This window comes from Pseudomonas sp. H1_D04, assembly GCF_054683855.1.
Map to the genome: position 1 here is coordinate 115,373 of NZ_CP162826.1, position 24,394 is coordinate 139,766.

General features: G+C 61.6%; 21 protein-coding genes. 17 read left to right on the plus strand and 4 right to left on the minus strand.

The annotated features are described in order from the left end of the window. Nucleotides 1-321: 321 nt before the first annotated feature. A complete protein-coding gene (locus AB4N82_RS00550) occupies nucleotides 322-873 on the minus strand; it encodes a hypothetical protein (protein WP_177326434.1) in 552 nt (183 codons plus the stop codon). Nucleotides 874-896: 23 nt separating this feature from the next. Between AB4N82_RS00550 and AB4N82_RS00555 the strand changes: the two genes are divergently transcribed. Continuing rightward, on the plus strand, nucleotides 897-1,142 hold the full coding sequence (locus AB4N82_RS00555; protein ID WP_163034947.1) for a hypothetical protein: 246 nt from the start codon (nucleotides 897-899) through the stop codon (nucleotides 1,140-1,142). Between the two features lie 503 nt (nucleotides 1,143-1,645). Here the strand turns inward: AB4N82_RS00555 and AB4N82_RS00560 are convergent. After that, nucleotides 1,646-1,840 (minus strand): hypothetical protein, encoded by a 195-nt coding sequence (locus AB4N82_RS00560; RefSeq protein ID WP_181640411.1) that lies wholly within the window; start codon nucleotides 1,838-1,840, stop codon nucleotides 1,646-1,648. A gap of 86 nt (nucleotides 1,841-1,926) precedes the next feature. On the opposite strand from AB4N82_RS00560, the gene AB4N82_RS00565 reads away from it, so the two are divergent. The 3 genes from AB4N82_RS00565 to AB4N82_RS00575 all read left to right on the plus strand — a co-directional run bounded on the left by AB4N82_RS00565 (nucleotide 1,927) and on the right by AB4N82_RS00575 (nucleotide 5,738). Beyond that, on the plus strand, nucleotides 1,927-2,727 hold the full coding sequence (locus tag AB4N82_RS00565; protein WP_032888248.1) for a glucose 1-dehydrogenase: 801 nt from the start codon (nucleotides 1,927-1,929) through the stop codon (nucleotides 2,725-2,727). After that, nucleotides 2,720-4,561, plus strand: coding sequence for a glycoside hydrolase family 15 protein (locus AB4N82_RS00570; protein ID WP_122765019.1), 1,842 nt, complete (start codon nucleotides 2,720-2,722; stop codon nucleotides 4,559-4,561). Before AB4N82_RS00565 ends, AB4N82_RS00570 begins: the two co-directional genes overlap by 8 nt. Before the next feature lie 271 nt (nucleotides 4,562-4,832). Beyond that, complete coding sequence (locus AB4N82_RS00575; protein WP_095186466.1) at nucleotides 4,833-5,738, plus strand: alpha/beta fold hydrolase; 906 nt, start codon at nucleotides 4,833-4,835, stop codon at nucleotides 5,736-5,738. Between the two features lie 149 nt (nucleotides 5,739-5,887). On the opposite strand, the gene AB4N82_RS00580 is transcribed toward AB4N82_RS00575, so the two are convergent. Then, complete coding sequence (locus AB4N82_RS00580) at nucleotides 5,888-6,856, minus strand: GlxA family transcriptional regulator (protein WP_099601525.1); 969 nt, start codon at nucleotides 6,854-6,856, stop codon at nucleotides 5,888-5,890. Between the two features lie 90 nt (nucleotides 6,857-6,946). On the opposite strand from AB4N82_RS00580, the gene inhA reads away from it, so the two are divergent. Then, a complete protein-coding gene (gene inhA, locus AB4N82_RS00585; protein WP_032888239.1) occupies nucleotides 6,947-7,627 on the plus strand; it encodes an isonitrile hydratase in 681 nt (226 codons plus the stop codon). 50 nt (nucleotides 7,628-7,677) lie between these two features. Here the strand turns inward: inhA and AB4N82_RS00590 are convergent, their stop codons facing one another. After that, nucleotides 7,678-8,307 carry a LysE family translocator gene (locus AB4N82_RS00590; protein WP_032888237.1) on the minus strand — a complete coding sequence of 210 codons (630 nt, stop codon included), beginning with the start codon at nucleotides 8,305-8,307 and terminating at the stop codon, nucleotides 7,678-7,680. 158 nt (nucleotides 8,308-8,465) lie between these two features. On the opposite strand from AB4N82_RS00590, the gene AB4N82_RS00595 reads away from it, so the two are divergent. From AB4N82_RS00595 to AB4N82_RS00650, 12 genes are all read left to right on the plus strand, one after another. Continuing rightward, on the plus strand, nucleotides 8,466-8,981 hold the full coding sequence (locus AB4N82_RS00595; RefSeq protein WP_460104134.1) for a sigma-70 family RNA polymerase sigma factor: 516 nt from the start codon (nucleotides 8,466-8,468) through the stop codon (nucleotides 8,979-8,981). Then, complete coding sequence (locus tag AB4N82_RS00600) at nucleotides 8,968-9,918, plus strand: FecR domain-containing protein (protein WP_099601522.1); 951 nt, start codon at nucleotides 8,968-8,970, stop codon at nucleotides 9,916-9,918. The genes AB4N82_RS00595 and AB4N82_RS00600 overlap by 14 nt, the downstream gene beginning before the upstream one ends. A 105-nt stretch (nucleotides 9,919-10,023) precedes the next feature. Further along, a complete protein-coding gene (locus AB4N82_RS00605) occupies nucleotides 10,024-12,510 on the plus strand; it encodes a TonB-dependent siderophore receptor (protein WP_122765021.1) in 2,487 nt (828 codons plus the stop codon). Between the two features lie 431 nt (nucleotides 12,511-12,941). Next, on the plus strand, nucleotides 12,942-14,381 hold the full coding sequence (locus tag AB4N82_RS00610; RefSeq protein WP_095186468.1) for an undecaprenyl-phosphate glucose phosphotransferase: 1,440 nt from the start codon (nucleotides 12,942-12,944) through the stop codon (nucleotides 14,379-14,381). Next, the gene (locus AB4N82_RS00615; protein ID WP_122765022.1) at nucleotides 14,381-15,841 is read left to right on the plus strand and encodes a mannose-1-phosphate guanylyltransferase/mannose-6-phosphate isomerase; all 1,461 of its coding nucleotides are present in this window, start codon (nucleotides 14,381-14,383) and stop codon (nucleotides 15,839-15,841) included. Before AB4N82_RS00610 ends, AB4N82_RS00615 begins: the two co-directional genes overlap by 1 nt. A 1-nt stretch (nucleotide 15,842) precedes the next feature. Further along, a complete protein-coding gene (locus AB4N82_RS00620) occupies nucleotides 15,843-16,754 on the plus strand; it encodes a glycosyltransferase family 2 protein (RefSeq protein WP_032888224.1) in 912 nt (303 codons plus the stop codon). Between the two features lie 29 nt (nucleotides 16,755-16,783). After that, nucleotides 16,784-17,560 (plus strand): polysaccharide biosynthesis/export family protein, encoded by a 777-nt coding sequence (locus tag AB4N82_RS00625; protein ID WP_032888222.1) that lies wholly within the window; start codon nucleotides 16,784-16,786, stop codon nucleotides 17,558-17,560. A 14-nt stretch (nucleotides 17,561-17,574) separates the two neighbouring features. Next, nucleotides 17,575-19,566 (plus strand): GumC family protein, encoded by a 1,992-nt coding sequence (locus tag AB4N82_RS00630; RefSeq protein ID WP_122765023.1) that lies wholly within the window; start codon nucleotides 17,575-17,577, stop codon nucleotides 19,564-19,566. Further along, entirely contained in the window at nucleotides 19,566-20,756 is a 1,191-nt protein-coding gene (locus tag AB4N82_RS00635) for a glycosyltransferase (protein ID WP_460104139.1), read from the plus strand. Before AB4N82_RS00630 ends, AB4N82_RS00635 begins: the two co-directional genes overlap by 1 nt. Next, a complete protein-coding gene (locus AB4N82_RS00640) occupies nucleotides 20,746-22,074 on the plus strand; it encodes a GH39 family glycosyl hydrolase (RefSeq protein ID WP_095186473.1) in 1,329 nt (442 codons plus the stop codon). The genes AB4N82_RS00635 and AB4N82_RS00640 overlap by 11 nt, the downstream gene beginning before the upstream one ends. A gap of 8 nt (nucleotides 22,075-22,082) precedes the next feature. Continuing rightward, nucleotides 22,083-23,300 carry a glycosyltransferase family 4 protein gene (locus AB4N82_RS00645; protein ID WP_122681528.1) on the plus strand — a complete coding sequence of 406 codons (1,218 nt, stop codon included), beginning with the start codon at nucleotides 22,083-22,085 and terminating at the stop codon, nucleotides 23,298-23,300. Next, the gene (locus AB4N82_RS00650; RefSeq protein ID WP_122765025.1) at nucleotides 23,291-24,394 is read left to right on the plus strand and encodes a glycosyltransferase family 4 protein; all 1,104 of its coding nucleotides are present in this window, start codon (nucleotides 23,291-23,293) and stop codon (nucleotides 24,392-24,394) included. Before AB4N82_RS00645 ends, AB4N82_RS00650 begins: the two co-directional genes overlap by 10 nt.

The window sequence follows — 24,394 nt, forward strand, 5'->3', positions numbered from 1 at the left end:
TTCCTCTACGGGCGCCTGGAATTTGTGCTGACCTGCGAATGTCCTCATGCGCCTGGCTTCGACAGCATGCGCAGTCTGCAGGGCCAGGGACTCTTGCGTCGCTATGTCGCCTTTGGACAGAGTTGAGTCGCCATCATGGGGATCACGAAACAACTCATGACAGCTGGGTTGAGATGAGTGAAACGAGGTTGACGTCATTTGCTAGCCCTCCACTTGGAATTTGAAAGACGGTGCATATGACCTATGTGGTAAATCGGCGTAAACAGTTCCTGACACAATTGAAGCAGACGCCGCCATTCAATAACGGCGTCTGAGTTTCGGTTAACGGGAAAGCTGGTAGAGCGCTTGCCAGCTGATGCGACCGTCGTTATCACGGCCCGCGAGATTGTCCATTTTCTTCAACACGTCACTGCGTCTGAGAATTTCCTGGGCAAGCTGGACAAGGTGATCCTTGGAAGAATCGCCCGTCTGAGACTGTGACGCCAACCGCCTGAGGTCATGGAAACTCAGTTCCCCGGCCCTGGGATTACTTTTCAACTCGTTGAAGTGCTTAAGCATTTCCCCGGCTAACTCCTTGTCGCTCTTGTATTTGAAGTAATTTTCTCCCTTGATTACAGCATTCACATTTTGCCGATTGATCAGGCCATCCAACGCACCGGTGGAGGTATTCCGGTCAAGGGCGCTCATCAGTTCTGGACGACGTAGCAACTCATTGGCCAGGCGAATGTTCGCGTTCATGACGGGATCGGGAGACCAGCCTTTTTTTGCCATCGCATGGATACTATCAACGCTTATATACCCAGGGTTATTGCGGTCCCTGAAGGCGTTGAAGTTGTCGCTCAACTGCTGCGCCAACTGTTCGTTGTTTTTCAACGAGTACTGCGGATCAGGCCTGCATGGAGGCATCGGATAGGGTCTGCAGGGGGTGGGGTTGGGTCGTGGGGGTGGATTGCTACAGCCAGGATTTGGCCTCGGCGGCGGGTTACTACAGCCTGGATTTGGCCTTGGTGGCGGATTACTACAGCCTGGATTTGGCCTCGGTGGCGGATTGCTGCAGCCTGGGTTTGGCCTCGGTGGTGGATTGCTGCAACCGGGAAAGGGTGGTCGATAGCCGGAAAAACAATGGCCTACCCAGTGTTTGAAAGAGGTCACGAAATTCGACGTGGCCGGCGCGCTGTAAGAAGGTTCCATACGTTCAAAAGGGTTCTGACGGGCCGGCAACGACTGGCGATCGCCGAATACCGGCCCGCCCTGGCTCTCCGGCGACAGGAACCTGACGTTCGCAGCCGCGTTGCCGTTCGGGGCGGGCACCTGCCGTTCGGCGTTGCCTTGAGGCGCAACATTGTCCTGCGAACGAGCAGAGGTTGATGAAGCAGCAGCGTGTGTATCGGACATCGATACCGACATAAGTTTTCTCCATTGCGGTGGGCGCGATCTTCAGCTTGTCGCTCCAACGTAACGTCGAAGCCCATCAGCTTTCCCATGCGTGGTGCTTTCGTCGGTACCGGTTCCTGTGTCAGCCGCAATATGCGCTGCATGGATGTAAGAAATAGCCAAAAAAATCAAAGCCCCTCGCTGAACTGCGACTTTTCCCAAACGATACGGGTTAGAACCCGACGCTGGCCTGTAAAAAGAACGTACACGGCTAGCCCAGGTACAACCCCGCAGTGTTGTCGCTGGAGCGGGTGTAGTGCTGCTGGTCGAACTCATAGTGGTGTTCTGAGTTCTCAGTGCGCCACACGTCGAAACGCTGGCGCTCGATGGCGTCCACATTGCGCGCGGTTTGATACGGATACGTGGATATAAGCACCCGCACAACAACCAGTGTGAGTCGGCTCAATTTCTCCCAGCTACCACACGGATGAACTTCCGTTGCGCGCCATCAGTCAGCTAATTGAACTCATGAATTAATAGGCTGGGTGGGCAATGCACATCTCGTTAGAGCAACAAGTAGCACTGGTGACGGGCGCCAGTTCCGGAATCGGTGCTGGTGCGGCCAAGGCTCTGGCTCAGGCCGGGGCTGCCGTGGTGCTGAACTACAACCGCCAAGCCGCCCCCGCCGAAGCGCTGGCGGCGCAGATCAACGCCGACGGCGGGCGGGCGATTGCCATTGGCGCCGACGTGTCCAAAGAGGCCGATGTAGAACGGCTGTTTGCCCAGACCCTCGATGCGTTTGGCCACCTGGATATCCTGGTGGCCAACTCCGGCATGCAGAAGGACGCTGCCGTGGTCGACATGACCCTCGACGATTGGAACAGCGTGATCGGCGTCAACCTCACCGGCCAGTTCCTCTGTGCCCGCGCCGCCCTGCGTATCTTCAACCGCCAGGGCATCCGTGAAGGCGTGTCCCGGGCGGCGGGCAAAATCATCCATATGAGCTCGGTGCACCAACTGATCCCTTGGGCCGGGCATGTGAATTACGCCGCGTCCAAGGGCGGCGTGGAAATGCTGATGCGCAGCCTTGCCCAAGAGGTCAGCGAGCAGCGCATCCGCATCAATGGGATTGCGCCAGGGGCGATTCGGACGGCGATCAACCGCGCAGCCACCGAAGGCGCGGCGGAAAAAGAACTGCTCAAGTTGATCCCGTATGGCCGGGTCGGCGATGTGGAAGACGTCGCCAACGCCGTGGTCTGGCTGGCCAGCGATGCCTCCGACTATGTGGTCGGCAGTACCTTGTTCATTGACGGCGGCATGAGCCTATATCCGGAGTTTCGTGACAATGGTTGATTTGAAAAAGGTTGATTTGAAAAACGAACCACAGAGCCCCATTGACGCCCACGGCATCATCGGCGACATGCGCAGCGCGGCGCTGGTTAACGATAAAGGCAGCATCGATTTTTTCTGCTGGCCGGAATTCGACAGCCCCTCGATCTTTTGCTCGCTGCTCGACACCCCCGATGCCGGTATCTTCCAACTCGTCCCGGATTTGCCCAACGCCCGCCGCGAGCAGATTTACCTGCCCGACACCAACGTGCTACAAACCCGCTGGCTCAGCGATGAAGCCGTGGTGGAAATCACGGACCTGCTGACCATCAGCGAAGAAGCCGATGACCTGCCACTGTTGATCCGCCGGGTACGCGTGGTCAGCGGCCAAGCCAACATCCACCTGCGCTGCGCCGTGCGCCATGACTACGCACGCACGCCAACCGCCGCCTCCCTCGATAACGGCACCGTGTGCTTCAGCGCCGACGGCCAGCCTGGCCTGCGTTTGTCCAGCAGCCATCCACTGCAACTCGAAGACAACACTGCCGTGGCGAGCTTTACCCTGACTCAGGAAGAAGGCGCCGAATTTGTCCTCGGCGGCCAAAACGATGAACGCGTCGACAGCAGCTGTACCGACTTGGCGCTGGCCCACACGTTGAAGTTCTGGCGTGGCTGGATCGCCCAATCGAACTACCGTGGGCGCTGGCGCGAAATGGTCAACCGCTCGGCCCTGGCGCTGAAGCTGTTGACCTCGCGCAAACACGGCGCAATTATCGCCGCCGCCACCTTCGGGCTGCCGGAAGCACCCGGCGGCGAGCGCAACTGGGACTACCGTTACACTTGGATCCGTGACGCCTCGTTTACCGTCTATGCCTTTATGCGCTTGGGCTTCATCGACGAAGCCAATGCTTACATGCGTTGGCTCAAAGGACGCGTCAGCGACTGCTGCGGCAAGCCGACCAAAATCAACATCCTCTACGGCATCGACGGTCGTCAGGAGCTGCCAGAAACCGAGCTGGACCACTTCAGCGGCCACGGTGGCGCCCGGCCGGTGCGCATCGGCAATGAGGCCGTCGACCAGATCCAGCTGGATATTTATGGCGAGTTGATGGACGCGGTGTACTTGGTCAACAAGTACGGCGAAGCCATCTCCCACGAGGGTTGGAAACACACCGTGGAAGTCGCCGATCAGGTCTGCGAAATCTGGAACCAGAAAGATGTGGGCATCTGGGAAATGCGCGGTGAGCAGCACCACTTTCTGCATTCGCGATTGATGTGCTGGGTGGCCCTGGACCGTGCGATCCGCCTGGCCTCCAAACGCTCGCTGCCGGCGCCGTTCGCACGCTGGGACCAGACGCGCCAGGCGATCTACGCCGACATCTGGAGCAACTTCTGGAACGAAGAGCGCGGGCATTTTGTACAGCACATCGGCAGCACGGCACTGGATGGCTCGATGCTGCTGATGCCGCTGGTGCGCTTCGTCGCCGCCACCGACCCGCGCTGGTTGAGCACCCTGGAAGCAATCCAGAAAAGCCTGGTGCGCGACGGCATGGTCTACCGCTATCGCAACGACGACAGCCAGATCGACGGCCTGCAAGGCACCGAAGGCGCATTCACCGCTTGCTCGTTCTGGTACGTCGAATGCCTGGCCCGCGCCGGCCAGGTGGAAAAGGCCCACCTGGAATTCGAACAACTGCTGCGCTACGCCAACCCACTGGGGTTGTATGCCGAAGAGTTCGACAGCCAGGCGCGGCATCTGGGCAATACGCCCCAAGCGTTGAGCCATTTGGCGCTGATCAGCGCGGCGACATTCCTGGACCGTAAATTGAGTGGGGAGAAAACGGTATGGCAACCCTGAGAGGTGACCGGTAAGGCACTGACTCACTGCGGTCCAAATAGCGGCCTGTGCTCTACAAAAACGCAAAGGCTGACACATACTTCTGTGGTGAGCGGGCTTGCCCCGCGCTGGGCTGCGAAGCCGACCCAGTAAAAACGCCGCATTCTGCCTGACAGAACGCGGCGTCTGATTTCAGGGCCGCTTCGCAGCCCAGCGCGGGGCAAGCCCGCTCACCACAAGGGCCTTGCTTCCCTTCAAATGTGCTAACGCTGGCCAACCACGGAGCCCAACCATGACCCTGACCGCCCCATTGCTCCACGCGCAAACCTCCATGCTCGACATCGCCTATGAAGCCCACGGCCCTGCCGACGGTGAGCCGGTGATCCTGCTGCATGGTTTCCCTTACGACCCGCGCGCTTACGACGCCATTGCTCCGGTGCTCGCCGGGCGCGGCTGCCGGGTGTTGGTGCCGTACCTGCGCGGTTATGGCCCCACGCGTTTTATCAATGCGCAGGTAATGCGTTCCGGGCAACAGGCCGCGTTAGCCAAGGATCTGCTGGAGTTCATGGATACGCTGGGTATCGCGCAAGCCACGCTGGCGGGTTATGACTGGGGTGGGCGCGCCGCGTGTATCGTCGCCGCGCTGTGGCCGCAGCGGGTGCGCGGGCTGGTGACCGGGGATGGCTACAACATCCAGAACATCGCCAAGTCGCTCAAGCCTCGGGCGCCGGTGACGGAGCATCGGTTGTGGTACCAGTATTACTTTCACACCCAGCGCGGTGTGGACGGGTTGACCGCCAACCGTCGCGAGCTCTGCCAACTGCTATGGGCGCTGTGGTCGCCGTCATGGGCCGAGGGGCCGGACCTCTATGGGCAGACGGCGCCGTCCTTCGATAACCCGGACTTTGTCGAGGTGGTGATTCACTCTTACCGCCACCGCTTCATGTATGCGCCCGGCGATCCGGCGCTGGAAGCCATCGAGCAGGCGTTGGCGATGCAACCGGCGATCTCGGTGCCGAGCATCTCGTTGTGCGGTGCCGATGACGGCGTAGGCCCACCGCCGGAAGAGGACGATGACGTGGAGCACTTCAGCGGTTTTTACCGACGTCAGGTGTTGCCCGGCGTGGGCCACAATATTCCCCAGGAAGCACCGCAGGCGACCCTGTCAGCGATCATCGAGCTACTCGATAGGGCTTAACGCACTGCGGCAATCCTGAAGCTGAACACGCTGCCATGCCCCTCCTCGCTCTCAGCCCGGAGGGTGCCGCCGTAGGCTTCGATAAAAACCCCCGCCCGCTGTGGGTGGGAGGCCAACATAGCACCTTGGTTCAACGGTGTACTTTTCGTTCAGGCCAGTGCGCAAAAGCGTTCGCGGTAGGCCTGGGGCGTGACCGACAAGGCCCGCAAAAAGCTGCGGCGCAGGGTTTCTTCACTGCCAAAACCGCACTGCACGGCAATACGTTTGATTGACGCATTGCTCTCTGCCAATTGCCGGCGGGCGGTTTCGACGCGGATCAGCTCGACGGCGCGCGCTGGGGTTTGCCCGGTTTCGGCGCGGTAGTGGCGCACAAAGCTGCGCTCGCTCATGCCGGCCTGGGCGGCCAGGGTCGGGATGTTCAATTCCAAAGTGAGGTTTTCGGCCATCCAGGCGTGGAGTTCTGCGAAGCGGCTGTCGCCCTTTTGCAGGGACAGGGTCACGCTGAACTGCGATTGGCCGCCGGGGCGCTTGAGAAACACCACCAGGTGCCGCGCCACTTCCAGCGCTACCGCGCCGCCGAGATCTTCCTCCACCAAGGCCAGGCACAAGTCGATGCCGGCGGTGACACCGGCCGACGTCCACACGGCGCCCTGCTGGATGAAGATCGGATTGGACTCCACCGTCAGCGAAGGAAACCGGCGCGCCAATTCCTCGCAGCGCGTCCAGTGAGTCGCCACGCGACAGCCATCGAGCATGCCGCTGGCGGCCAGCAAAAATGCGCCCGTGCACACCGAGGTCATGCGTCGGGTATGCCGGGCCTTTTCCCGAACCCAGTCCACCAGCGCCAAGTCTTCGGAGGCGCCATAAACGCCCCAGCCGCCAGCGATTACCAAGGTATCGCAAGGCGCATCGACGGCGGGCAGCGGTTCGGCTACCAGGGCCAGCCCGGCAGAGGTCATCACCGGCGCGCTTTGAGCAGCGATCACCGAGACCGCATAAGGCAGCGGCAGGCCGCGCTGGCGGGCCAAGTCATTGGCGGAAGCGAACACCTGCAACGGCCCGGTCACGTCAAGCACTTGGGCGTTATCGAAAGCGAGGACGTGGACAATTCTGGGCATGATTGGCGTAATTCGTGGGGTCAATGGCGTATTCGCCAAAGCCTAGGCCTCTAGAGTGAAGCCGTCCACCTCTTTATCGGAGCATCCCTGATGACCTTGCAGATCGGCTTTGTGTTGTTTCCCGGCATCCAGCAACTGGACCTGACCGGCCCCTATGACGTGCTGGGTTCGCTGCCGGACGTGAAATTGCACCTGGTGTGGAAAGACCTGGCGCCGGTCACCTCCAGCACTGGGTTGGTGTTTACACCGACCACCACCTACGCCGACTGCCCCAACCTGGATGTGCTCTGCGTGCCCGGCGGTTCCGGCGTGGGTGCGCTGATGGAAGACCCGGCCACCCTGGATTTCCTCAAGACCCAGGCCCAGACCGCACGCTATGTGACCTCGGTGTGCACCGGCTCGCTGGTACTCGGCGCGGCGGGTCTGCTGCGCGGCCGCAAGGCCACCACCCACTGGGCCTACCACGACATGCTCGCCCCCCTCGGTGCTATCCCGGTGCAGGAGCGCGTAGTGCGTGACGGCAACCTGTTTACCGGGGGTGGAATCACTGCGGGGATCGACTTCGCGCTGGTGCTGGCGGCCGAGTTATACAGCGAAGCGGCGGCGCAACTGGTGCAGTTGCAGATCGAATATGCACCGGCACCGCCGTTCGATTCGGGCAGCCCGCAGACGGCGCCTGCGCATGTGCTGGAAGAGGCGAAGAAGCGCACGCTGGAATCGCGCAGGGTGCGCGGTGAGATCACCGCACGGGCGGCGGCGCGGTTGGGCTGACATGGACGCGCGCCGCTAGCTCTGCCTGGCGTGCTCCCCGCCACCCAAGATCAGTTGGGACGAGACATCACCGCCAGGCGCACCGCCAGCAGCATCAGTACCGTCGCCAAGCCCCACTTCTGCAGCCAGGCGCTGTTTGAACGCCTGGCAAAGAATCGGCTGAGCGCCCCGCCAAAACACCCCAGCAGTACGTGAAATACACCGGCAATCACGGTCAGCACCCCGCCGAGCACCATCAGCTGCATGGCAATGGGCCCGGCCTCGGGCCTTACGAACTGCGGCAGGAATACCAGAAAAAAAAGCAACGCCTTAGGGTTGAGCAAGCTGTTGAGCATCGCCTGCCAACAGACTTGGCCCAAGGCCACGCGGTTGATGTGAGCCATGTCCAGGCCAGGGCTTTTCTGCAAGGTCTTGAACACCAGCCACAGCAGGTAGATCACTCCCGCATAGCGGATCACATCAAAGGATGGCGGCCAACTGGCAACCAGCGCCGTCACCCCGCTGGCAGTCAATACCGTCAGCAGCAGGTCCGCCACACAGATGCCCAACGCCGACGCCATTGCTCCGCGCCAGCCGTGGGTCACGCCATGGCTGATGACAAAAGCCATGTTCGGCCCCGGTGATAGCAACAACAGCACCACGGCACCGGAAAATATCGCCAGGGTCGCCACGTCGATCATGCTCAGCCCTCCACCAGGAAAGCCCGCAGACTAATCGGCGCGCTTTGGGCAAACAAAAAATTGTGCTGGATACATTGCTTGCCAGTGATTGCTCAACGCCACGACCAACGTCTAGAATGCGAAACATTATCAATTAAGACTGCTGCGCCAGGATGCCCATGTCGAGCGATCACCCACTGGACCATGCCGCCATCGGCCAGCTGTACCATGCCCATCATTCGTGGTTGCGCGGCTGGTTGAGTCGGCGCACCGGTTGCCGTGAGCATGCCGCCGACCTGGCCCAGGAAACCTTCGTGCGCCTGCTCAATGCGCGCAAGCAGCAGACGGTGCAGCAGCCGCGCGCGTACCTGAGCAGCATCGCGCGCAGCCTGATGATCGACAAGTACCGGCGCCGTGAACTGGAGCGTGCCTACCTCGAAAGCCTCGCGCATTTTCCGCAGGCTGAAGTGCCGTCGGAGGAAACCCGGCGGCTGATCCTCGACAGCCTCGAACGTATCGACCGCCTGCTCGACCAACTCAAGCCGCGCGTGCGCGAAGCGTTCCTGTTGGCCCAACTTGATGGCCTGACCTGCGCCCAGATCGCCCTGCGTCTGGGCGTGTCCAAAGCGACCGTGGAGCGCGACCTGTCCAAGGCGCTGCACGCCTGTTATCGGTTGCGTTATGCCGAGCTATGACCCGCGCCTCGTAGACCAGGCCATCCAGTGGATGATCACGCTGCGCTTCAACACAGCCGACGACGCCAGCACCGCCGCATTTGACCGCTGGCTGCACACCAGCGCCGAACACCAGCAAGTGTGGCAGCGGGTGGCGACGATGAATGACGACTTCAGCCAACTACCGGCCCAGGTCGGGCGCCATGCCCTGCGGGGTGCGCGCCAACGCATCAGCCGTCGTGATGGCTTGAAACTGCTCGGGCTGATGGCCGGCGCAGCCGGTTTGACCTGGCTTGGCCGCGACTACACGCCGCTGCCGGCCCTGATGGCCGATTACCGTACCGTCACCGGCGAACGACGCTGGGTGGCGCTGAACGATGGCAGCAACATCCAGCTCAACAGCGCCAGCGCTTTCGATACGGCGTTCAATCAAGAGCGGCGCCTGGTGCACCTGCGCCAGGGTGAAATCCTGGTCAATACCGGCGTCGACAGCCGACCTTTCTGGGTGCAGACCCGCGACGGTTACTTGCGCGCCATTGGCACCCGCTTCCTGGTACGCGAAGACGCCCAAGGCACATTGCTCGCCGTGCAACAGGGCAGCGTGGCGCTATTTGCCGACCGTCACGACACCCACGCACAGCAGTTGATAAAGCCGGGCGAACAGGTGCTGTTCGACCGCAATGGCATCCGACCTCCCCTCGCCAATGGACTCGACCCTTGGGCTTGGAGCGATGGCGTGATCAGCGCCCACAACATGCGCCTGGATGACTTCCTCGCCGAGCTGGGCCGCTATCGAAACGGCCTGCTGCGGTGCAGCGAAGCGGTCGCCGGGATGCGCGTGTCGGGCACCTATCAGTTGGACGATACCGATCAAGTGCTCAGCCTGGTGGCGCATTCACTCAAGGTCGACGTCACCTACCGCAGCCGTTATTGGGTGACTGTTTCACCCCGCGTATAACCCTTCAAAAATAAATGAGGTGAATTCGCATTACCGCTCGACCTGTTAGGAAAGGCCGATCAACAGGCCGGTTCTGTTCACTTCCTTCAGGAGCATCCCGCGGTCATGCAAGCGTTCCCCTTCCAACGTTCCCCCCTCAAGCGCGCAGCGCAGGCCGCTTTGCTCGGCGCCTGCCTGAGTGGCGCGGCTGTGCCATTGGCCGTAATGGCTCAAACCCCAGCCAGTGACATCCAGGCCCGCGACTGGCATATCGCCGCCGGCTCCCTGGCCGATGCGCTGGACCAGTTCGCCCGTCAGGCCAGTATCAGCCTGTCGTATGACGCCACTAGCGTCGCCGGCAAGGCCAGCCCAGGCCTCAACGGCCGCTTCGACCCTCAACAGGCCCTCGGCCAGTTGTTGCGAGGCCAAGGCCTGGAAGCCCAGCGCCAGGGCAACAACACGTGGTTGCTACTGCCCGAAGTGGCCGAAACCGGCGCTCTGAACCTGGGCGCCACGATGGTCACCGGCGAGCGCTTGGGCGTCATCACCGACGGCACCGGTTCGTACACCACCGGCGCAGTGACCATTGGCAAAGGCGAACACAGCCTGAGGGAAACGCCGCAATCGGTCAGTGTGCTGACCCGCCAACTCATGGATGACCAGAACCTCACCACCATCGACGATGTGATGGAACGCACGCCGGGGATCACCACCTACGAGTCGCCCATGGGCGGCAAGTACTTCTATTCCCGTGGCTTCAAGATGCTCGGCCAATACCAGTACGACGGCGTGCCGTTGGACATGGGCAAAGACTACGTACAAGCCGACAGTTTCAGCGCCAACATGGCGATCTACGACCGAGTGGAAGTGCTCAAGGGTGCGGCCGGGATGCTAAAGGGCGCCGGCACCGCCAGCGGCGCGGTGAACTTCGTGCGCAAGCGGCCCCAGGCCAATCCCACCACCAGCCTGTCGTTGTCCGCCGGCACCTGGGACAACTACCGCGCCGACGTCGACACCGGCGGCCCGTTGAATGACAGCGGTACTATTCGCGGCCGCGCAGCGATCAGCCAGCAGGAGCGCGGCTCTTACATGGACATCCAGAAGCGCCAGGACCAAGCGTTCTACGGCGCGCTGGACATCGACCTCAGCCCCGAAGCCACCCTGGGCGTCGGCGCCAGCTACGAAGACGTCGACGCCACACCGTGCTGGGGCGGCCTGCCCCGCTACGCCGATGGCAAAAGCGCCAACCTCAGCCGCTCCACCTGTCTGGGCCAGTCCTGGAACGACTGGCAAAGCCGGCGTACCACGTTCTTTGCCGACTTGACCCATCAATTCAACGATGACTGGAAACTCAAGGTGTCGGCGGTGCACAGCCGCAATCTGCAAGACACCAAGTACGCTGCCAGCGAAGGCACGATCGCCTACGGTGATCCGGCACCCACGGCCGGTTCCTATGCCGCATTGATGGACTACAACCACAAGGACTTCGGCCTCGACGCCTACGTCGATGGCACGTTCGAAGCCTTCGGCCTGGAACATGAGTTGATCCTCGGCGCCAACGGCAGCCGTGGCACTCAGGACGATGTCTACGCGATCCAGAGCCTGGCCTTGCGCCAGAGCATCTACCAACCTAATCGTCACTTCCCGGAACCGGCCGACAGCACCTTCTGGCCGAACATGTACCGTGGCGGCACGGTCAAGGAGACCGCTACCCAATACGGCACCTATGCCACATTGCGCCTGCGCCTGGCCGAGCCGCTGATGTTAATCGTCGGCAGCCGCGTCAGTTGGTACGAGAACCGTCGCCAATCCTACAACCTGGCCTGGGGCGAATGGGCTTCGCAGGATGCACGCACTCGGGAAACCGGCGAAGTCACACCGTTTGCCGCGCTGATCTACGACCTCAATGAGCACCTGTCGGTGTACGCCAGCTATGCGGATATCTTCCAGCCGCAGAGTTCCTACGCTACCGTCGACGGCGCTGCGCTCAAGCCGAAGATCGGCGACAACTACGAGTTGGGCATCAAGGGCGAATGGTTCGACGGACGCCTCAACAGCTCCCTGGCGCTGTTCCGCGCCCTTGAGAAAAACGGCGCCGAATCCGACTACACCACCCAATGCGCGACCTCCGCCGATGGCTATTGCTACACCGACAAAGGCAAGGTGCGCGCCCAGGGCATAGAGGCCGAGATCAGTGGTGAAGTGCTGGAACGCCTACAGCTGTTCGGCGGCTATACCTACACCCAGACCAAGTCCCTGAGCAACATCGAAGTCGCGAAGGAAGGTGGCGTTTCCAACACCTACGTGCCCCGCCACATGCTGCGTTTGTGGGGCGATTACCAACTCGACGGCGCGCTATCGAAATGGAGCGTCGGCACTGGGGTCAACGCCCAGAGCAGCAACTATCGTGTGCAGACCATCAAGCTCGAACAGCCCGGTTACGCCACCTGGAATGCGCGCCTGGCCTACCGCGTGGATGACACCTGGACCGTAGCGCTCAACGGCAACAATCTGTTTGATAAAACCTACTACAACACCGTGGGTACCGCCTCTTGGGGAAACTTTTATGGCGAACCGCGTAATTTTTCGGTGAGTTTGAAAGGCAACTTCTAATCCCGCGAAAGCCCCAGTGGCAAGGCACTTAGTGCGCCTTGCCACGCCCTCTTTGTCCCCCTTTCCTACCTCGCTCATAAAAAGGTTTTCCCGTTAAGCAGGAAAAATCTCACATTTATTCCTACACTCAAAAACACACCCCATCACCGAGTGTTCGGACAAGGAATGTCAATAAAATGCCGATAAAAAGACTGATTAACCCGTCTATCCTGCATGCCCCGCAACATCGTCAATCCGTTGACTAGCACTATGAAGGAAACACTCCTTAAGTCACTACCCCCGCGAAAAGCATTCAAATGGATTTATTTTTTTGAATGGATAGTTGCGTATTACCCAGCGTAGCCGTAGTTCGAAGTGCCTTTAAAGCAACCCGTTGCTTTATTGAACAAACAATCGAACAAGCGCGACTGGAGTGCAATGAGGGATGTTTTATGCGAGAAAAGTCGTCCGTCGACAGTCTGTTTTTAACGCGTGCCGGTTTTGTTGAGTTCTTTGTTGTTTTCGTCAAATTCATACATGGCCTGAGCGCCATTTTGCCCCCGTTGGTCCTGGTGATTTTCATCGACCCGATGGACCCAGAGCTACGCGGTCATTTCCTCGGCCTATTGGTATTTTTCGCGGTCCTGACGATCATTTTGTTCCAGGCCCTGGGCATCTATTCCGAAGAGTTATTCAGCAACCGGCTGCGTCTGAAAACCAAGATCAAAGCCTGGTCGGCGGCGTTTTGCATCCTGCTGTTCATGTACCAGATCCTGCAGTTTTTCCCGCTATTGACCCCGCGCAACCTGGTGGCGTGGTACGTCGCCAGCCTCTGCTTGTTCTGCCTGGAACGCCTGCTGATGCTGCGCCTGTACCGCCACCTGATGCGCAAGGGCAAATACCTTCAACGCACGGTGATCCTGGGCTTTACCGACACCGCCGTGCATGTGGCCGACCACCTGCAACGCAACGGCGATATCCGTTCCGGGCTGATCGGTTTTATCGACGACCGCACTGAACGCATCCCCAAGGAATTGAGCCGCCTGCCCTTGCTGGGAAACACCCGTGACCTGGAAAAGCTGATCCGCGCCGAGCAGGTCAACCAGGTGATGATCTGCCTGCCTTGGGCCGCAGAGCAGCGCATTCATGGGCTGGTCAATCGCCTGCGGCAGCTGTCGGTGAACGTGATGCTGGTGCCCGACATGGCCGCCTTGCGCTACGGCCACAGCAAAATCACCGACGTCGGCGGCATCCTAATGTTCAACACCTCGCAACTGCCATTGCGCGGCTGGTCGCCGGTGATTAAGCGTTTGGAGGATTGCTTCCTCGCCAGCCTGGCGCTGGTGTGTCTGTCGCCGGTGATGGTGGTCACGGCGATTGCGATCAAACTCGATTCCAAGGGCCCGGTGCTGTTCCGCCAGAACCGTTACGGCTACAACGACAACGAAATCCGCGTCTTCAAGTTCCGCTCGATGTACACCGACCAGAGCGACTTCACCGCCGAACGCCAGACCACTCGCCAGGACCCACGCATCACTCGGGTGGGTCGCATCATCCGCAAGACCAGCATCGACGAGCTGCCGCAGTTGTTCAACGTGCTGCTGGGCAACATGTCGATGGTCGGCCCGCGCCCGCACGCCACGGCGACCAAGGCCGCCGGTGTCCCGTTCGAAGTGGCGGTGAGCGAGTACAGCTCGCGCCACCGCGTGAAGCCAGGCATCACCGGCTGGGCGCAGATCAATGGCTACCGGGGTGAAACCGACACGCTGTTCAAGATCCAGAAACGCGTCGAATACGACCTGGAGTACATCTCCAAATGGTCGGTGTGGTTTGACCTGTACATCGTCTTCATGACGGTCCCCGCCGTCCTTTCCACCAAGGAAGTCTATTGATGAATACCCTCAACGGATTGATTCCCTGCATCGTTTCCGGTGGTTCGGGCACACGGCTGTGGCCGGTGTCGCGACAGAACATGCCCAAGCCCTTCATGCGCATGCGTGACGGCCAGAGCCTGCTGCAAAAAACCTTTCAGCGCGCAGCCAAATTGCCTGGGGTGGAAAGCGTGCTGACGGTGACCAATCGCGACCTGCTGTTCCGCACCCTGGATGACTACCGGCCGGTCAACAACGCCCACCTGCCCCTGGACCTGTTGCTGGAACCGTTCGGCCGCAACACAGCGGCGGCCATCGCCGTGGCAGCGTTGCATGTGCAGGAACATTTCGGCGGCGACGCGCAGTTGCTGGTGATGCCCGCCGACCATTTAATCCTCAATGAAGCCGCGTTCGCCGAGGCCGTGACTCAGGCCCGCGACCTGGCCGAAGCCGGCTATCTGGTGACCTTCGGCATCCAGCCCGACCATGCAGAAACCGGCTTCGGCTACATCGAACAGGGCGAAAAACTGAGCCACGGTAACCGCGTAAAACGCTTCGTCGAGAAACCCGACCTGGTCACCGCCCAAGGCTACCTCGACGGCGGCAAGCACCTATGGAATGCCGGCATGTTCTGCTTTAAGGCCAGCACCCTGGTAGACGAACTGGCCACCCATGCCCCGGACGTGCTGGACGCCGCACGCGCCGCGCTGGAGCGCAGCCAGAGCCTGCAAAACAAAACCTCGCGCCAGCGTGAATTGGACGCCGATGGCTTTGCCAGTGCGCCGGATATTTCCATCGATGTGGCACTGATGGAAAAGTCCAACCAAGTGGCCGTGGTGCCCTGTGACATTGGCTGGAGCGATATCGGCTCGTGGGAAGCCCTGCGCCAGCTCACCCCCAGCGACGCCCAGGGCAACCAGGTCAATGGCGAAGCAATTTTGCATGACGTACACAACTGCTACATCGACTCACCCAAGCGCGTATTGGGCGCCGTGGGCGTGCGCGACCTGATCATCGTCGACACCCCCGACGCCTTGCTGATCGCCGACGCCCACCGCAGCCAGGACGTGCGCTACATCGTCGCCGAGCTCAAGCGCCAGAACCATCCGGCGTACAGCCTGCACCGCACCGTCACCCGGCCGTGGGGCACCTACACCGTGTTGGAGGAAAGCAGCCGCTTCAAGATCAAGCGCATCGTGGTCAAGCCCCAGGCGTCGTTGTCGCTGCAGATGCACCACCACCGCAGCGAGCACTGGGTGGTGGTCAGCGGCGCGGCGCAGATCACCAACGGCGAGCGGGAGTTCCTGATCAACGCCAACGAGTCCACCTACATTCCGGCCGGGCACAAACACCGGCTGACCAACCCCGGCATCATCGACCTGGTGATGATCGAGGTGCAGAGCGGCGAGTACCTGGGCGAAGACGACATCGTGCGCTTCGACGACATCTACGGCCGTGCGCCTGCCGACGTGAAAAAATGACATGCGCACCTCCTTGATCATCCCGACCCGTAACGCATCCAGCCACCTGGCACGCCTGCTGCCGGCGCTGAAGATGCAAACCCTGCAACCGGACGAAATGCTGGTGGTGGACAGCGCCTCCAGCGATGACACCGTGGCGCGTTTTCGAGAGTTCGGAGCACGGGTCGAAGTGATCGACGCCCGTGACTTCAACCACGGCGGCACCCGCCGTTGGGCCAGCGAGCAAGTTGGCGGCGACGCGTTGTTCGTGATGACCCAGGACGCTATTCCCGCCACGCCCGAGACGTTCGCCAACCTGCTCGCCGAGCTGCAGGAGGACCCGCTCAATGGCGTCGCCTATGGGCGCCAACTCCCCCACCCTGACGCGGGTGTACTGGGCGCGCAATCGCGACACTTCAACTACCCGGAGCACAGCCGCAGCAAAAGCCTGGCCGACGCGCCCACGCTTGGGATCAAGACCTGCTTCAGCTCCGACTCATTCTCCGTGTACCGACGCAGTGCACTGCACGCGGTGGGTGGTTTCCCCGCCGACGTGATCGGCAGCGAAGACGCCTACGTCGCCGCGCGCATGCTTCTCGACGGCTATAAGGTGCGCTACGCCGCCACGGCGCTGGTGCATCACTCCCACGATTACAAACTCATGGACGAGTTTCACCGCTACTTCGATATCGGCGTGTTCTACGGCCGCGAGCCGTGGATCAAGCAGGCCTTTGGCGACGCGGGTGGCGAAGGCAAACGCTATGTAATGGCTGAACTCGCAGCCTTGCGCAAAGCCGGCGCCTTGCACCGCGTGCCGGAGGTGCTGGTGCGCAGCGCGTTCAAATTGCTCGGTTACCGCCTGGGCCATCTTGAGCGTCGTCTGCCTCTCGCCCTCAAGCGGCGCATCAGCATGTTTCCCGGTTATTGGAGGTGAGCATCATGACCCACAGGAAGTCCCCCTTGATGAAACGAACCCTGCTCGTCGTGGCCATGATGGCTCTGGCCGCCTGTAATACACCGGCGCGCATCGTGCCGCCCGACAGCCAGACCGTCGAGGACGGCAAGCGCGCCCTCGACCAACTGGCCCAGTTGCCACCGGCGGTGGAACGCATCCGCATCGGCGACCAGTTGCGCATCGTGCGTGATGCCGGCGAGATGCCAACGCTGTCGGCGTTCAACGTCAGCACGATCTACGAGTTGACGCTGTACACCGTGCAGACCGACGGCAAGATCAACTACCCGTTCCTGGGGCCAATCCAGGTTGCAGGGCGACAGCCTTCGGAGCTGGCGACAGAGCTGACCGGCAAGCTCGCGCAGACATACCGCGAGCCGCGTGTGACGGTGAACATCAATCAGGCGCCGGGCAGCTCGGTCATTGTCGGCGGCGCGGTGAATAACCCGACGGCGGTGCAGATCGCCACGGCCAACACGCTGGAACAGGCGATTATCGGCGCCGGCGGGGTGAGTCCGGCGGGCAATGCCAGCATGGTTGCGCTGCTGCGCGAAGATGCCCAGGGCGCCTATCGCGCCTATTTCCTGGACTTCAGCCAACTGCTCAAGACCGGCCCCAACGGGCGCAAACCGGTGCACCTGCAACGCGGCGATGTGGTGTTCGTGCCCAAATCCAACGTGGGCGAGCGCATCCAGGGAGTGGATACCTACATGAACCAACTGATCCCGTTCACCAAGTCCATTGGGGTTGGCTACAACTACACACGCACCAGCGGCGGCAATAACTAAAGGAGCGACATCCTATGATCGAGATCCGTTCTTTTCGTGATCTGCTGCGCCTGTTCTTCATCTTCCGGCGCGAGTTCAAACTGGCCGCCATTGCCGCGTTGGTGATCATACTGCTGGGGGCGTTCCTGCTGCCGGCCAAGTACGAATCCACCGCTCGACTGCTGGTGAAACCGGGCCGCGATTCGACCCTGCCCATCGAGATCAGTAATCGTCAGGCGCTGGTGATGCCCAGCACCCAGCGCGACCCGATTGTCGACGAAGAACGCCTGCTGACCGGGCGCCCTATCGTGCGTGCAGTGGCCGAGCACTACCTGGAAGTCATCAACAATGCACCGCCGCCGGAGGGTTTCTGGAAGCGCACCAAGCACGCCGTCAAGGAGGGCGTCGGTGCGGTGTTCGACGGTATTCGCGTGGTGCTGGAAAGCGTCGGTGTGATCGAAAAAACCACGCCGGTGGAACGCCTTGCCGCCAACCTGGAAAAGAGCTTTGAAGTGAGCCACGCCGCCGGTTCCACGGTGATGGACATCAGCTTCACCTGGGGTGATCCGCAAATCGCCCGGGCGGTGGTCAAGGATTGGGTCGAGACCTACATCAACGAACGTACCCAGGCTCTGGGGCGCAAGAGTTTGTATGTGTTCTATGAAGGTCAGGTGTCCACCAGCGCCACGGAGATCAAGGGCTACAAGCAGCAGATCCTCACACACCTGAATGAGATCGGTGCGGCCAGCATCACTGATCGCCTGGAAGACTTGTCCGAGCGCATCAACGTATTGCGCGGCGAGACGTTCAACACCACGCGCCTGATCGCCTCCTCCGACAGCGCCATCGCGAGCACTCGCACGCAGCTCAAGACCCAACCCAAGGAAGTGACCACGGTTCGCCAGATCGCACTGAACCCGCAGCAGCAGGACTTGCGTCGCCTGCTCAACCAGAAGCTGCTGGAAAAGGCTGACATGATGCGCACCTACACGGATAACGCGCCGCCGGTCAAAGCCCTGGATGCGTCGATCCGCGCGATGCAGGCCCACGTCTCCAGCGAAAGCAACACCGTGCAGAGCTCGGAAAACCGTGCGCCCAACACGCTGGAAATCCACTTGCAGCGCGTGCTGCTGGATGAAACGAGCAACAACCTGGCGCTGCGCACTCAACTGGTCCAGCAGCAAAAGCAATTGGTCAACCTTGAAGCTCAACGCAAGCAAGCCCTGGAGATCGAACCGGAGTTGACCCGCCTGGGCCGCGAGCTGAGCACCGCCGAACGCAACTACGCGTTGTACGTGGACAACCTGGAAAAATCGCGTATCGACCGTGAGCTGGATAACAGCCAGATCAGCAACATCGCGGTGATCGAAGAAGCCACCCTGAACCCCGGCCGCATCTTCCCGAAAACCCTGGTGATGCTGCTGTTGGCGATTCCGTTTGCGATCGTCGTCGGCCTGCTTGTGATCTACCTTTGCTACCTGCTCGACCAGCGCATCCACGACGGTGGTTTGGTGGAACGCAAGTTCGGCCTGCCACTGTGGACGACCCTGCCGGAGTTGGACACCAGCACCGCCCAAGGCACCAACGCGTTCAATGCAAGCATCTACCGCCTGTACGGTTTGCTGCAGTTGGAGCGGATTGCCGAGCAAGGCATGACGCTGGGGCTGACCTCAGCGCGCCATGGCGAGGGGGTGACCTTTGTGGTGGAACACCTGCGTCAGTTGCTCCAGGAAAACGGCATCAACGTGCGGGTCGGCGGGGCTGAACCTGCCAAGCCGGGCGAAGTGGTGCTGCTGGACGCGTCGGCGCTGCTGGATAACCGCGATGCGTTTATCAACCTGCGCCGCGCCGACCTGATCGCCCTGGTGGTGGAAGCGAATACCAGCACGGTGCCCGTGGTCGAGCACGCGCTGTCGATCCTCAACACGGCATTCGGCAAGGTGGACGGCATCATCATCAACCGGCGTAAGTTCGAAGTGCCGGCCAAGGTGCTTAAATTCATCGCCAAGTACCGGGGAGCGTTCTGATGCGCATCGCCCTGCTCGCCCCATTGCCGCCGGAAAAAAACGGGATCGCCGACTACGCGAACCATTTCCGCACGGCATTGGAACACCTGGGCGTAACGGTGCTGACGCCGTTGACCGGTGTGGCGAGCAACAGCGAGGCCATCAAGCAGGCTATCGCTGCATTCGACTGGCAGAGTGTGGACCTGGTCCACGCCGAACTGGGCGGCGGGCGGCTGGGGGAGTTTCTGGCCCTGCGTGAACTGCGCAAGACCTTCCCGGCATTGCCCTTGACCGCCACCGTGCATGACCCGGAACGGATCGTGTGGCGGCGCGAGCAGTTGCCATTTCCGTTGAACCTGCTGGACCGCTTGCCGAGCCCGCTGCCCCAGGCGGCGGTCGTGCTGGCCGACCCACTGACCCTGCGTGAAGAGCGTCAGGTCGCTAAAGGCCTGACGCGGCTGATCACCCTCACTCGCCTGGGCGCCCAATGCCTGAGCCAGCGCATGCAACTGCCGGCGGGCAAAGTCGCGGTGATCAACCACGCCAACCTGGCCATCCCACCCGTGCCGCTGCCGCCGCTGGAAACGCTGCACCTGCTGTACTTCGGTTTTATCTACCGGGGCAAAGGCATCGAGGACCTGCTGCAGGCACTGGCTGCCGTGTTCGAACAAGCCCCTGAATTGCGTGACCGTGTGCGCCTGACCCTGGCCGGAGGCACAGCCGCCGAAATGGCGTTTGGCGCAGGCAGCAATTACCTGGAGCAGTTGAATAGCCAAATCGCCGACCTCGGCCTGACGGACGCTATCGATTGGCGGCTGAACTTGCCGGCCGACGACATCGCCCAGACCATTCAGGCGCACCATGTGATGGTGCTGCCGTACCGTGAATCGAAAAAACTCGGCCTGCTCGGGCGCCAGCGCGGCACCAGCGGCGCGTTGTCCTGGGCGGCGGCGTGCGGGCGCGGAGCGATTACCTCGGATGCCCGGGCGTTTGCTGAAGAAGTCGCCAGCGGCAACGGCGCCATCTACCCCGAAGGCGACGTGGCCGCGCTCAGCGAGCAACTGCTGCGTCTGGCGCGCACACCGCTGTTGGCCCGGGACTGGGCCGAACGCGCCGGCGAAATCGGCCGTGAGCGCTTGTGGCCGTTAACCGCGCAGAAGTTCGCCGCACTGTTTGGCGACGCCATTTCAGGAGCTCGCCATGGCGCGTAAACGCACCTACTTCGCCACCCTGGCCGTGGTCGCTGCCTTGGGCCTGACTGCGTTTTTTTGGGGGCGCCAGGCGGATGCAGAAAGCCATGTGCTCAAGGGCAACAAAGAGGTGGTATGGAAGGATTTCCTGGGGGTGAACGCGCAATTCCTATGGTTCAGCCCCGAGCGTTATCAGAAGCAGATCGACCGTCTCAAGGCGCTGGGTTTGGAGTGGGTGCGCCTGGACCTGCATTGGGATCAATTGGAACCCGTAGAGGGCCAGTACCAGGTGGCAACCCTGGACCAACTGGTGGGCAAGCTGCAGGACAACCAGCTCAAGTCGGTGTTTTACCTGGTCGGCTCGGCGCCGTTTGCCACCACTGCACCGGCGGGTGCGCCCTATCAGGACCAGTACCCGCCGAAGGACCCGAACGTGTTCGCCAACCGCATGGCGTTGCTCGCCCAGCGCTACCCCAGCGTGGACGCCTGGCAAGTGTGGAATGAACCTAACCTGCTGGGCTTCTGGCGTCCGGTGGCCGATCCGGCCGGCTACGCCACGCTGCTGACCACCTCAGCCGCCGCGCTGCGAGCGATGAGCCCGAGCAAACCGGTGGTCGCAGCCGGTATGGCGTTCTTCAGCGAAATGCCTAACGGCCAGACCATGTTCGACGCCCTCGGCGCACTCGGTGTGGCCAGCCTGAATACCGTCATCTCCTACCACCCCTACACCCAATTGCCCGAAGGCAACGACCCCGCCAACCTGGACTTTATCGCCAAGACCACCGCACTCAACCAAGCCTTGCGCACCGGCGGTGTGCAGACCCTGTGGAGCACCGAATGGGGTTGGTCGACCTACACCGGCCCCAAAGACGCCCAGGACATCATCACCCCACAGGCCCAGGCCGATTACGTAGTACGCCGCCTGGCGCTGATGAGCGCGATGGATTACGACAAGATTTTCCTGTTTACCTTGAGCGATCTGGACCAGCGCGCCAGCGTGCGTGACCAGTCCTACGGTTTGCTGGACATCGACACTAACCCCAAGCCGGTCTACACCGCGCTGAAAAACTTTCTCGACGTCAGCGGGCCGAAGCTAATCCCCGGCGACCCACCCACCGCCGACCAATTGCCCGATGGCCTGTTCAGCATCGGCTGGACCCGCACGGACGGTCGCAAGTTATGGTTTTTTTGGTCGGCACAGGGCGGTGACGCTCACTTGCCAGGATTGGCCAGCGCGACCCTGTATGACCCGCTGCGCGGCACGCAAACCCCGGTGAGCGGCACCAACGGACTGACCATCACGGTCAAGCCAAACCTGCAAATACTGTTATGGGAGTGAGGCCTGCGATGCGCATTTTATGGATCCTGCCCTACTCGCCCTGGCCCGCCACCAGCGGCGGCAAGACGCGTCAGTTCCATTTGCTGCGCAGCCTTGCGGCGCGTGGGCACCAGATCACCTTGCTGCTGCATGACAAGCACCCGGTGTCGCTCACCGACCGCCAGGTGATGGAGGCGTTTGTCGAACAGTTGATCATCCTGCCGCGCCGCCCGTTGCGCAGTTTCAAGACCCTGGTGGCCGGGCTGTTTGCGCCCTACCCGCTGCTGGCCAGCGTGAATGGTTTGGCGGGCGAGTTGCAGGACACTTTCAATTGGTTGCTGGGTGAGCAGTGGGACGTGGTGCAGATTGAGCACAGCTACAGCTTCCAGCCTTACGAAGATGCACTGGCGCGCAAGTCACAGCCGTTTGTGCTGACCGAACACAATGTGGAGTCGGCCCTGGGCGCAGCCACTTACGACCGTTTGCCGCGTTGGGCGCTGCCGTTCATTCGCTACGATCAATGGCGCTATACCCGCTGGGAACGCCGAGTGATGCGCCAGGCCGCGCAGGTGGTGGCCGTCACCGACAGCGACGCGCAGGTCCTGGAAAAAATCGCCGGAAAACCGGTACCGGTGGTGGTCAACGGCGTGGACTGCGATCACTTCGCCGCCGCCCGTCCCGACCCGTCGACCCGACGCGTGCTGTTCCTGGGCAACTATGAATACGCGCCGAACGTGGACGCCATCGAATGGGCGCTGGATGAAATCCTGCCCAAGGTCTGGGCGCGCTGCCCGGATGCGCGCATGAGCGTGTGCGGTTTCGGCATGCCGGGCAGTTGGCGCGAGCGCTGGAAGGACCCGCGCATCGAGTGGCAAGGTTTCGTGCCCGACCTGCTGAATCTGCAATCAAGCTGCTCGGTCTTTCTGGCGCCGTTGCGCCACGGCGGCGGGTCGAAACTCAAGGTGCTAGAAGCCCTGGCCGCCGGCCTGCCGTTGGCCAGCACCGAGCAAGGTGTATCCGGGCTGGACTTGGTGGAAGGCCTGGACTACCTCGGCGGACAAAGCGCCACCAAGCTGGCCGATGCGGTGGTACGCCTGCTGCAATTCCCCGACGCCGCCGCGCCCATGGGTGAAGCTGGCCGCGCCTACGTGCGTCGGGCCCATGACTGGAGCGTCGCCGCCAGCCAGTTGGAGCAGGTGTACGCCACCCTCGCGCCGCAGAACCAAAAGGAGCCGGCATGCGTGTAGGCCTGGATTACCGCACCGTCGGCACCTCGCCGCAATCGGGCATCAGCCGCCAGGTGTATGCGCTGGAGAGTGCGCTGCACACGCTGTCGAACATCGAGGTCGAGCGCTTTACCGTGGCCCCCCTGGGCGATGAAACCCGGTTGTGGGCCCATTGCCCGGCTTGGGGCTGCGCCAAGACTGCCATGCACCAGCCACAGAATCGCCTGCGTTTCGAGGCGGGTTTCTTGTCGCGGGCCTTGCGCGAACACCATGTCGATCTGTACATCAGCACCTTCAATATGGGCCTGCCGTTGCCACCCAAGCCTCAAGGACTGCGCACCGTCGTGCTGTTGCATGATCTGTTTCAGATCACCCTGAACAACTACCACGCCAACCGCTTGAAGGCGTTGATCTACAAGACCAGCGATCGCCTGTCGATTGCCTACGCGGTGCACAGCGCCGACCGCGTGTGGACGCCGTCGCAGTACAGCGCCGATGAAACCGCGCGGCTGTTCCCCAAGGCGGCGGGCAAGATTCGCGTGTTGCCCAACCAGGTCGATGGGTTCTCCGAGCTGGCCGCCGACCTCAGCGCGCGCCAGTTGCCTGCGCGTTACTGGTTGTTGGTGGGCACCCGCGAGTTGCGCAAAAACGTGCCATTTCTGGTGGACGCCTGGCAGCAAGCGCGACGCCAATCGCCCTCAGTGCCGGAACTCGTATTGGTAGGCAGCCTCGATCATTTGCCCGAAGCCCAGCGCACACTGCCAGGTATTCGCGCCTTGAGCGGTGTGTCGGACGCTGAGTTGCACGCGTTGTACCGCCGGGCCTCGCGCCTGTGGCAGCCGTCGTATGCCGAAGGGTTTGGCCTGCCGGTGATCGAAGCCTTGAGCGTCGGCACACCCGTGGCGGTGGCCAGCGGTACATCACTGGATGAAATCACGCCACCGTCAGCCCCCCGCTTTTCGCCCACCGATGGCCCGGCGCTGACGCAATTGATGATAGGCCTGGGCGAGCAGCCCGACGAAGAATCCCCCGAGCAACGCCGCCAGTGGGCGCAACGCTTCAACCACCACGCTTATCGCCGGCGCCTGGCCGAACTGATCGAGGAACTGACGTGA

Coding starts and splice junctions, on each gene's coding strand:
- AB4N82_RS00555 (WP_163034947.1), top strand. CDS start 897: ATGGAGGCATCGGATAGGGTCTGCAGGGGGTGGGGTTGGGTCGTGGGG.
- AB4N82_RS00565 (WP_032888248.1), top strand. CDS start 1,927: ATGCACATCTCGTTAGAGCAACAAGTAGCACTGGTGACGGGCGCCAGT.
- AB4N82_RS00570 (WP_122765019.1), top strand. CDS start 2,720: ATGGTTGATTTGAAAAAGGTTGATTTGAAAAACGAACCACAGAGCCCC.
- AB4N82_RS00575 (WP_095186466.1), top strand. CDS start 4,833: ATGACCCTGACCGCCCCATTGCTCCACGCGCAAACCTCCATGCTCGAC.
- AB4N82_RS00580 (WP_099601525.1), bottom strand. CDS start 6,856: ATGCCCAGAATTGTCCACGTCCTCGCTTTCGATAACGCCCAAGTGCTT.
- inhA (WP_032888239.1), top strand. CDS start 6,947: ATGACCTTGCAGATCGGCTTTGTGTTGTTTCCCGGCATCCAGCAACTG.
- AB4N82_RS00590 (WP_032888237.1), bottom strand. CDS start 8,307: ATGATCGACGTGGCGACCCTGGCGATATTTTCCGGTGCCGTGGTGCTG.
- AB4N82_RS00595 (WP_460104134.1), top strand. CDS start 8,466: ATGTCGAGCGATCACCCACTGGACCATGCCGCCATCGGCCAGCTGTAC.
- AB4N82_RS00600 (WP_099601522.1), top strand. CDS start 8,968: ATGCCGAGCTATGACCCGCGCCTCGTAGACCAGGCCATCCAGTGGATG.
- AB4N82_RS00605 (WP_122765021.1), top strand. CDS start 10,024: ATGCAAGCGTTCCCCTTCCAACGTTCCCCCCTCAAGCGCGCAGCGCAG.
- AB4N82_RS00610 (WP_095186468.1), top strand. CDS start 12,942: ATGCGAGAAAAGTCGTCCGTCGACAGTCTGTTTTTAACGCGTGCCGGT.
- AB4N82_RS00615 (WP_122765022.1), top strand. CDS start 14,381: ATGAATACCCTCAACGGATTGATTCCCTGCATCGTTTCCGGTGGTTCG.
- AB4N82_RS00620 (WP_032888224.1), top strand. CDS start 15,843: ATGCGCACCTCCTTGATCATCCCGACCCGTAACGCATCCAGCCACCTG.
- AB4N82_RS00625 (WP_032888222.1), top strand. CDS start 16,784: ATGAAACGAACCCTGCTCGTCGTGGCCATGATGGCTCTGGCCGCCTGT.
- AB4N82_RS00630 (WP_122765023.1), top strand. CDS start 17,575: ATGATCGAGATCCGTTCTTTTCGTGATCTGCTGCGCCTGTTCTTCATC.
- AB4N82_RS00635 (WP_460104139.1), top strand. CDS start 19,566: ATGCGCATCGCCCTGCTCGCCCCATTGCCGCCGGAAAAAAACGGGATC.
- AB4N82_RS00640 (WP_095186473.1), top strand. CDS start 20,746: ATGGCGCGTAAACGCACCTACTTCGCCACCCTGGCCGTGGTCGCTGCC.
- AB4N82_RS00645 (WP_122681528.1), top strand. CDS start 22,083: ATGCGCATTTTATGGATCCTGCCCTACTCGCCCTGGCCCGCCACCAGC.
- AB4N82_RS00650 (WP_122765025.1), top strand. CDS start 23,291: ATGCGTGTAGGCCTGGATTACCGCACCGTCGGCACCTCGCCGCAATCG.